Below are 16407 nucleotides of genomic sequence, written 5' to 3'. Positions count from 1 at the left end.
AATCGCCGCTTTAGTGCTTGTCTTTACCCGGTAAAAAGCGAATTCTGCATCCAGTCTTATGAGGAGGACATCCGATGAAAAAAATTATTGCCTCGCTTCTGACGCTGGCGCTGTTGACGCCCGCGCTGGCTTTCGCCCACCCTGGCGACTGGGGCCCGGGTGGATGGGGCCGACATGGCGGACCCGGCCCCCACTGGGGCGGTCCTGGCCCCCACTGGGGCGGTCCTGGCCCGGTGCGTTTTTTACCTGAAGCCGCTACCGCGGTGCTGATTGGCGGACTGACCTACTACCTGCTGAACGGCAGTTATTATCAGCGTCATGGCGAAGAGTATGTGGTGGTCGAGCCGCCAGCAGAGTCGCGGGTCAGCAGTGAAATGCGGGTACTCGACTTTAATGGTAAACGTTTCTATGTGCAGGACGGCCACTACTACCAGCGGCAGATAGACGGTGATTATGTTGAGGTGCCGCGGCCGGCGGGATTGTAGTCCGCGCCGCAACGAAAAACGGCCCGTCATGACGACGGGCCGTTTGCTATTCAGGGGTGCTACGTATTACTGCTGAACCTGCGGATCGGTGTCATATTCCGCGCAGCTCTGGAAGCCGTAGTTCATCACACGGCCAGTGTCGTTATAGCTCACGAAGTAAGTCTGTGCTTTACCGTCGCGCTGACCCAATACGTAAGTCTGGCAGGTGCCGCGCGCGTGAACCATGGTGATTTCAGTAGACGGCGTACCAGCGATCTGACGAACCTGATCGCGGGTCATACCTTTTTTAACATCCTTAACGACTGGCTTAGTCACGTAGCTTTCAGCACGATCGTAAGTCGTACAACCAGACAGTGCAGCCAGCGTCAGCGCCGCAGCGATACATCCCATCACTTTATTCATCTTGTTGTTCCTCATTGATTGTCCATGTGGAAACAAGCCTGGAACATAAATGCTGATTTATCAAGTTTATGAGCAACAATTCATCGCATAGCAAATGTCAGGATATCGTAAAGAAGGCTGTTTTGCTGTCAACGCAGACGTATACTTCCCCGCAAAACAGACACCCTGTAACGATTCATTTTCAGACTCATCGGCCATCATCAGTGAGGGCGTTGATCAGTGTGGTAGCGGCGTTACGGGTATCTGCAATTTACTGCCTTGCCCGCTTTCTGTTCACCCCACCGCTGACGACTCCGAGGATAAATGACCCCTGTACATTCTAACCGCCTGGTTTACGCCATTACGCTCGGCCTGCTGGCCGCACTTGGCCCGCTCTGCATTGACCTCTATCTGCCCGCACTGCCACAAATGGCGCAGGATTTGCACACTGAAACCGCAACCGCGCAGCTGAGTCTGACCGCCGGCCTGCTGGGTCTGGGCGTTGGCCAGCTGCTGTTTGGCCCGATGAGCGATAAGTTTGGTCGCCTGCGCCCGCTGACCCTGTCACTGGTGCTGCTATTTATCGCCTCGATGGGCTGTGCGCTGGCGCAGGATATTAACCAGCTGCTGCTGGCACGACTGTTCGAAGGGTTAGCAGGTGCGGGCGGCGCCGTGCTGTCACGGGCGATTGCGCGTGACATGTATAGCGGTCATGAGCTGACGCGCTTCTTCGCGCTGCTGATGCTGGTCAACGGTCTGGCGCCGATTGGTGCACCGGTACTGGGCGGTGTGCTAATGACGATAGTCAACTGGCGCGGCATCTTTATGGTGCTGGGCGGCATTGCCATTCTGCTGATCCTGCTGGCACGCTGGAAGCTGCATGAAACACTGCCAGAAGAACGGCGCAGTAAAGGATCGATTTTCTCCGCTTACGCCGCGCTGGGTCAGGTGATAACCCATCGCCCCTTTATGGGCTTCTGCCTGACGCAGGGCTTTATGATGTCCGGGATGTTCGCCTACATTGGTGCCTCACCGTTTGTGCTGCAGCAGATTTATGGCCTGTCGCCTCAGGCCTTCAGCTTTTGCTTTGCGGCCAACGGTTTTGGTCTGATCATTGCCTCGCAGACCAGCGCCCGTCTCTGTCCGCTTTGGGGCGAGTATCGGGTGCTGAAAGGCGGGCTGACGCTGGCCTTTGTCGCCTCCAGCCTGCTGCTGTTGACTGCGCTGCTCCATGCACCGCTGGCACTGCTGCTGGTCGCACTGTTCTTTACCATCGCCAGTAATGGCGTGATCGCCACCACCGCCTCATCACTGGCGATGCAGAGTCAGGGCCACCGCGCGGGCAGCGCCTCTGCCGTGATTGGCGTCACCATGTTCACGCTGGGCGCAATTACTGTGCCGATCACCGGCATCGGCGGCACCTCGGTACTGAGCATGTGTGCCACCATTTTCGGCTGCTTTATGATGGCAATTCTGATGTTCAGCGTGCTGGCGAAAAAACCGCTGCCGCAGGTAAAAACTCACTGATTTCGCAATGTTAAGGCGTAATCAGTTGCCGCTTAAGCTTGTTGTTTTGGCGAAGGCACGTTAGCTTTATTAAAACGTTCGCATCGAGCCGACAGGCCACTGACCTGAGGAGAAGTTCATGTCACTGCAGCAGGAAATTATTGAAGCATTGGGTGTGAAACCCGCTATCGACGCCGACCAGGAAGTGCGCGTCAGCGTCGATTTTCTGAAAGCCTACCTGAAACGTCACAGCGGACTGAAAACGCTGGTGCTGGGGATCAGCGGCGGTCAGGATTCAACACTGGCGGGTAAGCTGGCGCAAACGGCAATCAGCGAGTTGCGTCAGGAGAGCGGTGACAACGACTATACCTTCATTGCCGTGCGTCTGCCCTATGGTGTGCAGGCGGATGAGCAGGATTGCCAGGACGCGCTGGCTTTCATCAAGCCTGACCGTTCGCTGGTGGTCAATATCAAAGAGTCGGTGCTGGCCAGTGAGCGCGCGCTGAAAGACGCGGGTATCACGCTTTCCGACTTCGTGCGCGGCAATGAAAAAGCGCGCGAGCGAATGAAAGCGCAATACAGCATTGCCGGCATGACCAAAGGGGTAGTGGTCGGCACCGATCACGCGGCGGAAGCGGTCACCGGATTCTTCACCAAGTATGGCGATGGCGGCACTGACATCAACCCGCTGTTCCGCCTGAACAAGCGTCAGGGCAAACAGCTGCTGAAGCATCTTGGCTGCCCGGAACATCTCTACCTGAAGAAGCCGACTGCCGATCTGGAAGATGATCGTCCAGGCCTGCAGGATGAAGTGGCGCTGGGTGTCACCTACGAGATGATCGATGATTATCTGGAAGGGAAAACCATCAATCCTGATAACGCCCGCATTATCGAAGGCTGGTATCTGAAAACCGAGCACAAACGTCGCCCGCCGATCACGGTATTTGACGACTTCTGGAAGTAATCCCGCGCCTCCTTTGCCCCGGCAAGGGAGGCTTCTCTCACTCACCTTGTTGATCGCTGTATGCCTGCCACCGTTTCGCGCGCCACCCTTATCGGGCTTATCGCCATTCTGCTCTGGAGCACCACCGTTGGCCTGCTGCGCAGCGTCAGTGAAGCCTTTGGCGCTACCGGCGGCGCGGCGCTGATCTACAGCACTACCGCCATGCTGCTCTGCCTGACCCGCGGCCTGCCAAAGCCCGGCGCAATGCCTGCAATCTATTTATGGCTGGGCGGCATCCTCTTCGTGGGCTACGAAATTTCTCTGGCGCTGGCTATCGGGCTGGCCAGTGATCGCAGTCAGTCGCTGGAGCTGGGGATGATTAACTATCTCTGGCCCTGCCTCACCATTGTGCTGGCGATCCCATTTAATCAGCAACGTTTCCGCGTCTGGCTCTGGCCCGGACTGCTGCTGTCGCTGCTGGGTATCGTCTGGGTGATGAAAGGCAGCGGCAACAGCTCGCCTGCGCTGCTATGGCAGAACATGCTGCGCAATCCTGACGCCTATGCACTCGCCTTTATCGCCGCCCTGACCTGGGCGCTCTACAACAACGTTACCCGCCGCTTTGCCCGGGGTTCGAACGGCGTTACGCTGTTTTTTATCCTGACCGCGCTGGCACTGTGGATAAAATATGCCATCAGCGATCGTTCTGCGCCGATGACCTTTGCGCTGGTCCCGCTGCTGGAGGTGCTGTTTGTCGGCCTCTCTACCGCCATCGCCTACTCCGCCTGGAACCACGGGATTCAGCAGGGCAACCTGACGCTGCTGGCCACTGCCTCCTACTTTACGCCGGTGCTGTCGGCCCTGCTGGGATCGCTATGGCTCGGCCTGACGCCACCGCTGGCCTTCTGGCAGGGGGTCGCGATGATTACGTTGGGTTCGCTGATCTGCTGGCTGGCGACACGGCGTCTTTAACCAGACGGCTGGCGATCATTTCGCCTGCCTGTTATGCTGTATGGACAACCAGTAAGTGGAGTCCATTTTGGCCAGACGTGCTGCCATTCTTCGCCCCGAACCCGACGCGAATACAATTTATCAATATCCTGAACACCTGCGTGAATGGCTGGAAGGTCTGCCGAATCACCCTGGCGTCTATACCTTTCACGGCGAGAGTGAGTCGCTGCCGCTCTATATCGGTAAAAGCGTGAATCTGCGTTCGCGGGTAATGTCCCATTTTCGCACTCCTGATGAGGCGAAAATGCTGCGTCAGTCGCGGCGAGTCAGCTGGATCCCTACCGCAGGCGATCTCGGCGCACTGCTGCTGGAAGCGCAGATGATCAAAACCCAGCAACCGCTGTTTAATAAGCGACTGCGCAAAAACCGGCAGCTCTGTTCGCTGCAGATTACCGATGGCAAACCAAACGTGGTTTACGCAAAAGATCTTGATTTCAGCCAGTCTCCCAACCTTTTTGGCCTCTATCGCAGTCGCTTTGCCGCCCTTGAACGACTGAAGCAGCTTGCGGATGAGTATCAGCTTTGTCATGGCCTGCTGGGTCTGGAAGCGCTGAGTGCGGGACGAGGCTGCTTCCGTTCGGCACTGCGCCGCTGCGCCGGTGCCTGCTGCGGTAAAGAGCCGGTCAGCGATCATCAGGATCGTCTGCTGGAAGCGCTGGAAAATGTGCGGGTCTTTTGCTGGCCGTGGCAGGGTGCCGTAGGTCTGGTGGAGGAAGGCAAAGAGATGACGCAGATCCACGTCATCGACCACTGGTTCTATCTCGGTTCGGTCAGCAGCATGGATGAAGCCAGAAAACTGCAGCGGCCCAAAGGCGGTTTTGACCACGACGGCTACAAAATTCTCTGCCGCCCGATTCTGTCGGGTGCCTACCCTATTCTTCCGCTATAAAAAAACCGCCGATGCTGCCCACTCATTTCAGTGGACAGCGTCGGCGGTCTCAGACCGTTGGCTTAATTAAGGTTATTCAGCCGGTTCTGCTGGCGGTGCCATTTTTCCTTCGTGCGGGCCTTTCTCAGTCAGACGCTTTTCAAAGTTCGCGTTGTACTGTTTTTTCTGCTCCGGCGTCAGCACGTTATAGAGCTTGTTCTGCGTTTCCAGCATCTTCAGCGCATGCTCTTTTGCATTGGCAGACATTTTTTCTGCCTGCGCTTCTGCTTTGCTCTGATCAAAGCTGTCAGAGGCAATGATGCTGTGGGCTGCGCGACGCTCATCCAGCGACGGACGCTGCATATCTTTGTGGCTCTCTTTCATGATGTCGCGCATCTGCGTTTTCTGCGCGTCGGTCAGGTTCAGACCTTTAAACATCATCTCCGGGCCATGGCGCATTGGCGGTTTGTGCATCGCTTTTTCGCTGCCCGCTGGCGGTGGAGTCAGGTTATCTGCTGCTGCATGGACGGCGGTGGCTGCACCAAACGCCAGCGAAGAAGCCAGTAAAAGGGAAGTCAGTTTGCGCATAATCGTGTCCTTATAATTCATGATAATGACGACAGCACTCTGTCGCGTCTTCGGAAACAAGCATACGACGCTGAACGTCAACTACTCAGAGCCTGAGTAAAGCCGTGAAAGCATAAAAGATAAAAATCGGGCAATCATGAAGAGAATAAGAAGAAAGGCGTGAGAAATTGAAAACGTTTATGAATTTACAGCGAATTTCGCAGAAATCATGGAGGAGTGTAATGGTTACGACAGGAAAGCGGAAGGCTCTCTCCCGCTTTTCCTGCCGATTTTTTAGCACCGATGAACGGCACCGGTAACTTCAGGCATCAGACCGGCAGTGCCTGGGTCTGTTCGCCCTCTTCTATCAGCATCAGTCCGGCACGCAACCCGGCTGCTACGTTGGGGTTCGGGAACAGCACATATTCCCGTGCCTGCTGCACGTAATAGCGGGTGTTGCCATCTTCCGCCAGCAACGTCCCCTGTGGAAAGGCGGTAAAGTTCAGCGTTTCCGGTGACATATGCAGCGTAAAGTGCTCACTCAGCCGGGTGATCTGCTGCGCGACCCGATAATGGCGCGGCTTAACCGTAGTGACGGGCATGGCTTCACCATAGAGTAACGATGCCAGCGCCTGCTGTGCCGCACTGAACTGACTGAGATCGTTCTCGCCAAACGGCAACGCTTTGCCCAGCTCCAGGGTGCAGCTGGCCGCACCGAAGTGCTCGCAGCTGAAATGAGTAAAGGTGCCGCCCGGCGCACGATGAAATACCAGCGCTTCCAGACCGGCTGCGGCCAGCCAGTCGAGAAACCCGGGCGGCCAGGGGCGCTCGTTGTGCGGCATCACGCCGAACTGAAGATGGTAAGAGCCGCGAATCGCGGTGTGCATGTCGAGATGCCAGCGCGTCTCATCGCACTCACCCAGCTGCCAGAACGTTTCCAGCGTCTGCTCCAGCCGCAGCACGCGGCGGGCCTCATCGCTATCGTCAATCTGCTGCCAGCGTCCGCCAAACAGCCGGTTGATGTCATAGCGCACATAGCGCTTGCCAGCCCGCAACGCTGACGGGTTACCCAGAATCACCAGCATGCGCTGCTGCAACGGTTTTTCGCCGCGCAGCAGGGGATTAATCAGCTGGTTCACGATTTCAACCGGAGCGGTTTCATTACCGTGGATCCCGGCGGAAAGCACCAGCGCCTGTTTAACCGGCACCGTTGGCTCCATTAACAGTATGCCGTGATACAACCACTGCCAGCGAAGATGCGCCGTTTCACCACTACGCTTACGCGGTACTTCGCCGGAGAGCGTTTGCTGTAAAAAGTCCTGCATCGTTCCTCCTTTTCGCCCTGAGCAGGCGGCAGCCTGAGCTGCCGCCTCCTTCACTGCTGAAATGCATATACATTTCCTAAGTCTAGCAGCTTCGTCAGTTCATCCAGCGCGTCACGTCCCTCACGCAGCAACTGCGGGTCGACCAGGTCGGCCTGGGTCAGGCGATCGCGGTAGTGACGGTCAACCCAGTGATTCAGCGTATTGAAGAGCCTGTCGTTCATCAGCACCGCCGGATTGACTGCCTGCTGCTCCTGAGGCGTCAGCACCACCCGCAAACGCAGGCAGGCCGGGCCTCCCCCGTTATACATGCTTTCGCGCAGATCAAACACCTTCAGGGCTTTCAGTGGCGTATCACCTTCGACCTGTTCACACAGATAGCGCCAGACACCCGGATGCTGACGTGACTCTTCCGGCAGCACCAGCATTATGCTACCGTCAGGACGGCTGAGCAGCTGGCTGTTAAACAGATAGGTCTCTACCGCCTCTTTTACCGAGACCCGATCTGCTGGTACTTCCAGTGTCACAAAGCCGGGTACGCGCGCCCGAAGCTGCGCCAGCAGCTCAGGCTGATTAACAAAGGCGTGCTGATGACAGAACAGCATCTGCTGATTGCTGACCGCAATCACATCGTTATGAAACACGCCCTGATCGATCACCGCAGGATTCTGCTGCGCGAACAGCACGCTTTCGGGTGAAAGCTGATGCAGACGGGCCACTGCCTCGCTGGCCTCACGGGTCTGCCGCGCCGGATAACGCTGCGGAGCGTTGCCCTCATGGCTGCTGTCGCGGCCATAGACAAACAGCTGCACGCCGCGCTCGCCATAGGCGCCGCCGAGCCGGTTGTGGTTAGCCGCCCCTTCATCACCAAACATCGCCACCTGCGGTAGCGCATCGTGCACCGCAAAATGGCGATCGTCGCGGAAGATGGAACGCAGCAGCCAGGCCGTTTCCGGCGCTTCCATCGCCCGGTGGAATTTGTTGTTAAGGTTTGCCACCGTCAGGTGAACCCGGCCATCCACGCTGTCCGCGGACGGCGAAACCGTAGCGGCATTGGCGACCCACATCGCCGACGCGGAGCTGCAGGCGGAGAGTAATCCCGGCGCGGTTTTGCCGGCTGCCGCCAGCACCTGCTCATCGTTGCCGCTGAATCCGAGCTGACGCAGCGCCGCAATATTAGGCCGCTCATGTGGCGGGATCACTCCCTGCACGTAGCCCATATCGGCCAGCGCTTTCATCTTCAGCAGCCCCTGCTTTGCCGCCAGACGGGGATTCGAGGGCTGCAGCTGGTTGCGGGTTGAAGCTTCGTTACCAAACGACAGCCCGGCATAGTGGTGCGTTAATCCCACCAGTCCATCAAAGTTGGCTTCGGTTGCCTTCATGATGTTTTCTCCGGCGCGGAGAAATCCAGGCCCGGCGACAGCGTGGCGGGCAGCGTCAGGTCCGGCGTCTCTAGTGAGGCCATCGGCCAGGCGCAGTAATCCGCCGCATACCAGGCGCTGGCGCGATGGTTACCCGACGCCCCAATGCCGCCAAACGGTGCCGTACTGGCTGCGCCCGTCAGCGGTTTGTTCCAGTTGACGATACCGGCACGCGCTTCCAGCAGCAGCTGATCAAACTGCTGGCGCGAAGGCGAGATTAATCCGCACGACAAGCCGTAACGGGTCTGGTTCGCCAGCATAATCGCCTCATCAAAGGTATCATAGCGGACGACGCCCAGCAGCGGGCCAAAGACCTCTTCATCCGGGATGCCCTGCACATCGGTTAAATCGATAATGCCTGGCGTCAGTATGGCGCTGTGGCGATCCGGCCAGCGCATCGCCAGCAGCACTTCGCCACCCGCCTCCACCCGACGTTGCCACTCACCCATAATCTTCTCTGCCGCGCCGGTGGAGATCACGCTGCCCATAAAGGGTTGCGGCTCAGCATTCCAGGCGGCCGGTTGCAGTCGCCCTGCCACCTCAGCCAGCCGCTGCAGAAAGGCATCACCCGCCTCGCCACGTTTAACCAGCAGACGCCGGGCGCAGGTGCAGCGCTGACCGGCGGTAATAAAGGCGGACTGCAACGTGATGTTGACGGCCGCATCCAGGTCAGCCGGATCTTCTACAATCAGAGCGTTATTGCCGCCCATCTCCAGCGCCAGCATCTTCTCAGGCTGACCGGCAAACTGGCGATGCAGCTGATAGCCGGTGTGGGCGCTGCCGGTAAACAGCAGGCCATCAATCTGGCTACAGGTGGCCAGCGCCTGACCGGTTTCACGTCCGCCCTGTAACAGCGCCAGCACGCCATCTGGCAGGCCCGCGGCCAGCCAGATCTCAGCCGTTTTCTCGGCGGTCAGCGGCGTCAGTTCACTGGGTTTAAAGACCAGGCAATTGCCTGCCAGCAGCGCCGGAACGATATGCCCGTTTGGCAGGTGACCGGGGAAGTTATAGGGACCAAATACCGCCAGCACCCCGTGCGGACGATGGCGCAGCGAGCTTTCGCCTTCATGCTGCTCACCGGTGCGGCTATGGTACGCCTTCACCGAAAAGCCGATTTTATTGATCATCGCGCCAACTTCAGTCAGCGCTTCCCAGCGCGGCTTGCCGGTTTCACGGGCGATGGTTTCTGCTATGTCTGTTTTTCGCGCTTCAAGCCCGGCAGCAAATTTCTCTATGATCGCCTGCCGTTCCGCCAGCGGGCGTCTGGCCCAGGCCGGAAAGGCGGCGCGCGCCGCGTCACAGGCCGCCGTGACCTGCGCGGCCGATGCTGCCTGGCCCTGCCATAGCGTCTCGCCGCTGACCGGATCCGCTTTGGTCAGGATCTCCGCGTCGCCGCTCAGCCATTCTCCCTTTATCAGGTGCGTCATGCTGTTTTCTCCTCTTTGCAGAGCGTCACTACGCGCAGGCTGTCGCCCGGCTGGCAGTGGAGCGTCTGCATCTGTTCATCCGTGAGTTGCACGCTGTCGCCGTCGGCATGGGCCGGGATCAGCGCCACACGGAACTGGCGGTAATGGTTATTGGCAACCAGGCAGAGCGGCGCATCAGCCGGATTTTCGCCCGGCTCTGCGCTGCGCAGACGGCTTTTGCGTACGGCGCGAATGTGGTCGATATCACACTCCAGCGTCGGACCGCCATCAAAAATGTCGACATAGTTAAGGTAGCGGAAGCCTTCCGCCTCCAGCACGGCACGGGCCGGTGCGGTGTGTGGATGCACCTGTCCGATGACGGCCTGCGCCTCTGGCGTCAGGTAGTCGATATAGAGCGGATGCTTCGGCATCAGCTCCGCGATAAAGGACTTCTGGCCGGTGCCGCTGAGGAAATCGGCCTTACTGAACTCCATTGAGAAGAAACGGCTGCCGACGCTCTCCCAGAACGGTGAATGCCCCTGCTCATCGCTGACGCCACGCATCTCAGCCACCACCCGATTGGTGAAGCGTTCACGGAAACTGGCCATAAACAGGAAGCGGGACTTCGACAGCAGATAGCCGTTTTTGCCGTCACGGTAGTCAGGATCGAGGAACAGCGTGCAGAGCTCACTGCTGCCGGTGTGATCGTTACTCAGCGACAGGGTGGGCAGCGCGGCATAGACATTCAGCTCTTTCGAAGCGTGCACCTGGGTGCCGACGCGAAAGTTGTACCAGGGATCCTGCAGGCCGACCGCCACCTCAATGGCGCAGATGCCCACGGCGCGGTTATCTTCACTGTCCGCCAGCACAAAGACATAGCCCTGCTCTGCGCGCGGCAGCGTATCCTCCCAGGTCTGCAGCGATCGATCGATACGCGCCTGTAACGTGGCGCTATCAACGGGCAGCGAGGTCAGCCCGCCGCCGGTTTTACCGGCCAGCGCCATCAGCTGGCTTAAATCATCGCGTTCAACCGGACGGATTACCATCATGATGCGGACCCTCGTACCAGGCGTTCACACACCTCGGCAAAGCGTGCCATGCCGAGCTTCACTTCCTGCTCACTGATATTCAGCGCGGGGGCAAAACGGACCACGTTAGCCCCGGCAATCAGCACCATCACGCCCATCTCAGCGGCGGCCAGATTGATCTCTTTGGCTTTACCGGCAAAGTCGTCGCTCAGCACTGCGCCAATCAGCAGACCCAGACCGCGCACCTCTTTAAACAGATGCAGGCGCTGATTGATCTCATCCAGGGCCGCGACAATCCACTCGTGACGCTGCGTGACACCCGTCATCATGTCAGGCTGGTTGATCAGCTCCATCACTTTACCGGCGACCGCGCCCGCCAGCGGATTGCCGCCATAGGTGGTGCCATGGGTGCCGACGCCCATCACCCGCGCCAGATCGTCCCGGGTCAGCATCGCACCTATCGGGAAGCCGCCGCCCAGCGCTTTGGCGCTGGTGAGGACATCCGGCGTGACGCCATAATGCATATAGGCGTAGAGCGAACCGGTACGACCCACGCCGCTCTGCACTTCATCAAAAATCAGCACGGCCTGATGCTTATCACAGAGTTCACGCAGTCCACGCAGGAACGCCGGATCGGCAGGCAGCACGCCGCCCTCACCCTGGATCGGTTCAACAATGACGGCGCAGGTATGGTCATTAATCAGTTCAGCGGCTGCAGCCAGATCGTTAAACGGCGCATGCTGGATCTCAGGCGGCAACGGCGCAAAATCTTTTGAGTAGGCGGGCTGACCACCGGCTGACACGGTAAACAGGGTGCGCCCGTGAAACGCATTCTTAAACGCCACAATGCCACTTTTATGCGGGCCGACACGGTCATGTGCCACTTTACGGGCCAGCTTCAGCGCCGCTTCGTTCGCTTCCGCCCCGGAGTTACAGAAGAACACCCGGTCAGCGAAGGTGGCGTCGATCAACTGCTTCGCCAGTCGCAGGATCGGTTCGTTGGTGTAGCCATTACCGGTGTGCCATAACCGTGCGGCCTGTTCCTGCAACGCCTGCTGCAATGCCGGATGCGCATGCCCTAACGCATTAACAGCGATGCCACCGGCAAAGTCGATATAGTCTTTACCGTTTTGATCCCAGACGGTGGAGCCTTCTGCGCGAACCGGTATAAAGGTCGCAGGTGCATAAACCGGCATCATCCATTGATCGAAATCGTGACGTGAAACGTGCAGTGCCATAACCCACTCTCCTGCTTTACTTTACCGGCCAGGTAAAGCTTATGTTTTAAAATTGTTAAAGGATGTTGTAGTGCAGCCCTACTGTAGAGTGCAGTTAACGTGCCAGCCAGATAATTAATGCATAAAATGGTCATCACAACGGAATATCAATGAGTTAGATGCTGACAATATTCACTTAATTTGCATATATAGTGAATAATTGTCTGATTGCAGCGGCAAAGCCGGGTTTTAAACAGCGGAATTATGCATTCGCGGGATGAAATATCGCTTTTGTGATCGCTGCTAAATTATCTCTCCATAAAAACCCATTTCCTGCCCTGTTTTAGCGCAGTTTGCCTCTCACTGGTGCAGCGGTGGTCGCCGGATTTCGCCTGAACTAAGAGCGCTAAATAGCGAAAATTAACAAACTATTTTCATTTATCACGCCTGGCGGATTAATTTTACCGCCTGTCATCGATTAATTAATGATCAATGTGATGACACTTTAATCAGTGTCGTGCAGATTATTTCTGACGTGATTATCGGGCGGGAAATAATATTTCTGAAAAGATGAACAGATATTAATATGCAGACTAATGATTAGAAGGGAATCCTTGTGAAATTATCAATTTCATAAAACTCACTATAATTAATACAGGGAGTGATGTGATTCAATTATATACAGTTAACTTATGGATTATAGTGTGTTTTTTTAACTAATTTATTGATTAAAATGTAGTTTTACACCATACCCCCTTAAGGTTTTATTAGAAGAAAATCTTATTACCTTGTCATTTAATCTTCTGTCCCCTGCTGTTATTCATTAGCTGAATATAGACATCACATTTTGTTACTTTTATTACGCTTTGTAATTTTAACTTTTTGTGTCATTTTCATTTCACCCCGAAACAGGGGAATAATAATTAATGAATACAGGGTAATAATTAAATGATGAAGCGCACTTTACTGACGGCTATTATGCCGTTACTGATCGGTCTTTCTTCCGCACAGGCCGCAGAAATTTATAACAAGGATGGCAATAAGCTGGACCTGGTCGGCAAGATTAACGTGTCACACCTCTTTTCTGACGACGATAACAACAACGGTGATACCTCTTCTTATGCCCGTTTTGGTTTTAAGGGTGAGACGAAGATTACCGATCAGCTCACCGGTTATGGCTTCTGGCAGTATCAGTACAGCCTTCACAACTCTGAAGGCAGTGACGCACAGGCCACCAACCGTACCCGTCTGGGCTATGCTGGCCTGAAATTTGGTAAGGCCGGTGCGCTGGATTACGGACGTAACTATGGCCTGGTCTATGACGCGCTGAGTTACACCGATATGCTGCCGTTCTTCGGCGGCGATTCCGGTTATACCGACGCCTTCCTCTCTGGCCGCTCAACCGGCGTGCTGACCTGGCGTAACAGTGATTTCTTTGGTCTGGTAGACGGGTTAAACCTTGCTGCACAGTATCAGGGTAAAAACGACCGCAGCAGTAACATCGACGGCGTGCGTCGTTCGAATGGCGATGGTTTTGCCCTCTCCGCGTCTTATGACTTCGATTTCGGCCTGAGCTTCGCTGGCGCGTTTGCCAGCCTGGATCGCACCACGGCGCAGAACGCAGCCGCACGCGGTGAAGGCGAAAAAGCCCAGCACTGGGCAACCTCAGTCAAATATGATGCGAACCAGGTTTATCTGGCCGCAATGTACGGCGAAACCCTGAACGCCACGCCGATCAGCGGCGGCTTCGCCAACAAAGCGCAAAACTTTGAAGCCGTGGCGCAGTATCAGTTCCTGAACGGCTTCCGCCCATCCGTGGGTTACGTCTCATCGAAGGGCAAAGAGATTGAAAATATCGGCGATGCCGACATTATTAAGTACACCGCCGTGGGTGCCACTTACTACTTCAACAAGAACATGTCGGTCTATGGTGAATACCGCATCAACCTGTTGAAAGATAATAACCCGCTCGGTCTGGCGACCGACGACATCACCGCGCTGGGTCTGATTTACCAGTTCTGATGAGACAGCAGGCCCGGCGCTTCCTGCCGGGCCTGTTTACTGACTCATGCCAGCCATAATCCGTTCTCACGCCAGTTTAGCCCAGCGCCCTGACTAAGTTAACCGCCACAGCCTCTTCCTGCATCAGCTCTTCTACGTTGGCCGATGCCAGCAGCGTGGTTGCCTGCCCGGCAGGCACCGGACGGCTGAAAAGATACCCCTGACCATAATCACAGCCGCGTTTTCTCAGCCACCGCAGTGTAGCGACATCCTCGATGCCCTCTGCCGTAATCACCACATTCAGCCCCTGACAGAGCGCCAGCAGCGTTTCCACGACTTTACGCTGCTCCGACCCGGTCACAATTCCGGCAATAAACGTCTGATCAATTTTGATTTTGGTAATCCCCAGCCCCAGCAGTACGGAGAGGTTGGAATAGCCAGTGCCGAAATCGTCCAGTACCACGCCAATACCGGCCTCTTTCAGCAGGCGGATCGCTTCACGGGCATCATCAGAGATAGCCATGACGTTCTGTTCCGTGATCTCCAGTTCCAGCATGACCGGTCCGGCATGCTGCATGATGCGGGACAGACAGGTGGTCAGCGACGGTCTCAGCAGCTGCTCCGGGGTAATGTTCAGCGACAGGCAGAGCCCGGCAGGCCATGCCCGTGTTGCACTGACCGCATCCTGCAGCAGCGCCACCGTCATGCTGTCCATCAGCCCAAGCCGTTCCACCACCGGCAGAAACTCAGCGGGTGAAACCGTCTGCCCCGACGCGGTGATCCAGCGTGCCAGTATTTCAAAGCCGGTAATGTTTCCGCTTCGCAGCGACACCAGCGGCTGCAGAAAGGGAACGATGGCGTGGCCGCTGACGGCAGCAACGACCTCCTGCTCCAGCCTTTCCCGCTGGCGAAAGCGCAGCTCCATGTCTGGTGTGAATCGCGCCAGATGAGAACGCGTGTTCTGTTTAGCTTCGTACAGCGCCAGATCCGCCGCCCGCACCACATCGGCCTGCCCGGTGCAGGCTGAACTGGCAATGCCTGCAGAGAGACTGAGGAAGGTATGCGGGCCGGTCCGGATGGATGCTGCATGCTGACAGAGACTTTCAGCGGCGGCCAGCGCCTGCTCAGCCTGCGACGCCGCGGTTACGATAGCAAACTCATCCCCACCAATGCGAAACACCTGGCTCTGCGTGCCCGCCGAGGTGGTCAGCAGTCCGGCCAGCGCAACCAGCGTGGCGTCGCCCTGACGATGACCGTTCAGGTCATTGATACTCTTGAAATCATTGATGTCGAGCAGCGTCAGGGTATAAGGCACCTCGCCGGTATTCAGCGCAGCAAGGTGTGCGGTGAATGATCGGCGATTCATCACGCCGGTCAGCGCATCCGTGCCGGCCAGCCTGAGTGCGTTTTTTTCTGCACTCAGCGATCTGCGGACCAGATTCACGATAAACAGCGCCGGAATAATCATTGCCAGCCCGGCAAATGCAGTCGCAGTCAGGATAAAACGCACCCGCTCGCTGGTTTCGAAACCGGGATCGTAGCCCAGGCCCAGCAGGCTGGAAATCCGCGCCTCAAGCCCGAATTCCCACAGTATGGAGAGTAAAATGATGGTCGCAATATTCAGCACTGCGAGCCAGAAAAGTTTCAGGCGCATGCGTTCATTCCCGGTGATGGAGAGTGTCAGAGTGTTGTTTTAATTATCTGTAAAAACCCGGGGTGGATTTCTCATAGCCTGTCAGCTTAACTGCCGACGATAATCACCCCTCCGCTATTTCTGCTCATAGAAATCACGCGTTCCCACCCGCCTCGCGCCAGCACAACAGAAGACCTGCTCTGCGCGGCGCGTGCCGGTGACGTCATCAATATCGATGAGTGTTCTATCGGCAGCGGCGACCAGATTAACAGGCCGGTCCGGTTATATTTATGCATTACGACGGTTTCGACGGGTTATACGACCGAAAAGGCGGGACACTACACAGCGCGTCAGGATGTACTGTGAAAGGGACATTAACTTACGAATTAACAAGAACTTGCCCTGTTATCGCTACCGTCAGTCGTTGCGCAAATTTGCGTGACAAAGCCTGGAAGCACGACGCTTTTTTATTTATTACCGGTGGTCTGATTGCATGGTAGACATTCCGGCATATCGTACTTTTATCGCACAAAACTAAATAGCACTCAATTTAGTTAAGTACAACCCTACAGAACCCTCTCCGGCTGCCGATACCGAGTTACCCAACGAACTCTTCTG

14 protein-coding genes are annotated in these 16407 nt (G+C 56.5%); 6 read left to right on the top strand and 8 right to left on the bottom strand.

Features of this window, described 5'->3' with window-relative positions; genetic code table 11:
* Nucleotides 1-74 precede the first annotated feature (74 nt).
* Nucleotides 75-485: a DUF6515 family protein gene (locus IBT54_RS17830; protein ID WP_195857054.1), complete on the top strand. Its 411-nt coding sequence runs from the start codon at nt 75-77 to the stop codon at nt 483-485.
* A 66-nt stretch (nt 486-551) separates the two neighbouring features.
* On the opposite strand, the gene osmE is transcribed toward IBT54_RS17830, so the two are convergent.
* Complete coding sequence (osmE, locus tag IBT54_RS17825; protein ID WP_010245718.1) at nt 552-887, bottom strand: osmotically-inducible lipoprotein OsmE; 336 nt, start codon at nt 885-887, stop codon at nt 552-554.
* Nucleotides 888-1190: 303 nt separating this feature from the next.
* Between osmE and IBT54_RS17820 the strand changes: the two genes are divergently transcribed.
* From IBT54_RS17820 to cho, 4 genes are all read left to right on the top strand, one after another.
* Nucleotides 1191-2393, top strand: coding sequence for a multidrug effflux MFS transporter (locus IBT54_RS17820; RefSeq protein WP_095707285.1), 1203 nt, complete (start codon nt 1191-1193; stop codon nt 2391-2393).
* A 118-nt stretch (nt 2394-2511) separates the two neighbouring features.
* Complete coding sequence (gene nadE / locus IBT54_RS17815; protein ID WP_013357668.1) at nt 2512-3336, top strand: ammonia-dependent NAD(+) synthetase; 825 nt, start codon at nt 2512-2514, stop codon at nt 3334-3336.
* Between the two features lie 60 nt (nt 3337-3396).
* On the top strand, nt 3397-4287 hold the full coding sequence (gene yddG, locus IBT54_RS17810; protein ID WP_201252608.1) for an aromatic amino acid DMT transporter YddG: 891 nt from the start codon (nt 3397-3399) through the stop codon (nt 4285-4287).
* 67 nt (nt 4288-4354) lie between these two features.
* The gene (gene cho / locus IBT54_RS17805; protein ID WP_033782915.1) at nt 4355-5215 is read left to right on the top strand and encodes an excinuclease Cho; all 861 of its coding nucleotides are present in this window, start codon (nt 4355-4357) and stop codon (nt 5213-5215) included.
* Between the two features lie 72 nt (nt 5216-5287).
* Here cho and spy read toward each other — a convergent pair whose 3' ends face one another.
* The 6 genes from spy to IBT54_RS17775 all read right to left on the bottom strand — a co-directional run bounded on the left by spy (nt 5288) and on the right by IBT54_RS17775 (nt 12176).
* Nucleotides 5288-5782, bottom strand: a complete 495-nt coding sequence (gene spy, locus IBT54_RS17800; RefSeq protein ID WP_033732453.1) for an ATP-independent periplasmic protein-refolding chaperone Spy — start codon at nt 5780-5782, stop codon at nt 5288-5290.
* Nucleotides 5783-6090: 308 nt separating this feature from the next.
* Nucleotides 6091-7086, bottom strand: coding sequence for a succinylglutamate desuccinylase (astE, locus tag IBT54_RS17795; protein ID WP_201252607.1), 996 nt, complete (start codon nt 7084-7086; stop codon nt 6091-6093).
* A 50-nt stretch (nt 7087-7136) separates the two neighbouring features.
* Nucleotides 7137-8465, bottom strand: coding sequence for an N-succinylarginine dihydrolase (astB, locus tag IBT54_RS17790; RefSeq protein WP_201252606.1), 1329 nt, complete (start codon nt 8463-8465; stop codon nt 7137-7139).
* Entirely contained in the window at nt 8462-9931 is a 1470-nt protein-coding gene (gene astD / locus IBT54_RS17785; RefSeq protein ID WP_201252605.1) for a succinylglutamate-semialdehyde dehydrogenase, read from the bottom strand. Before astD ends, astB begins: the two co-directional genes overlap by 4 nt.
* Nucleotides 9928-10959, bottom strand: coding sequence for an arginine N-succinyltransferase (gene astA, locus IBT54_RS17780; protein ID WP_201252604.1), 1032 nt, complete (start codon nt 10957-10959; stop codon nt 9928-9930). Before astA ends, astD begins: the two co-directional genes overlap by 4 nt.
* Complete coding sequence (locus IBT54_RS17775) at nt 10956-12176, bottom strand: aspartate aminotransferase family protein (protein ID WP_147788264.1); 1221 nt, start codon at nt 12174-12176, stop codon at nt 10956-10958. The genes astA and IBT54_RS17775 overlap by 4 nt, the downstream gene beginning before the upstream one ends.
* A gap of 927 nt (nt 12177-13103) precedes the next feature.
* Here IBT54_RS17775 and IBT54_RS17770 point away from each other — a divergent pair.
* Nucleotides 13104-14177, top strand: a complete 1074-nt coding sequence (locus tag IBT54_RS17770; protein WP_033782909.1) for a porin — start codon at nt 13104-13106, stop codon at nt 14175-14177.
* A 76-nt stretch (nt 14178-14253) separates the two neighbouring features.
* Here IBT54_RS17770 and IBT54_RS17765 read toward each other — a convergent pair whose 3' ends face one another.
* Complete coding sequence (locus tag IBT54_RS17765) at nt 14254-15810, bottom strand: bifunctional diguanylate cyclase/phosphodiesterase (RefSeq protein WP_013357658.1); 1557 nt, start codon at nt 15808-15810, stop codon at nt 14254-14256.
* Between the last annotated feature and the right edge of the window lie 597 nt (nt 15811-16407).

Origin of the sequence: Pantoea sp. S62 (assembly GCF_016658625.1) — a bacterium.
In the GTDB taxonomy this organism is placed as follows: domain Bacteria; phylum Pseudomonadota; class Gammaproteobacteria; order Enterobacterales; family Enterobacteriaceae; genus Pantoea; species Pantoea vagans.
This window is presented reverse-complemented; position numbering and strand designations above follow the sequence as displayed.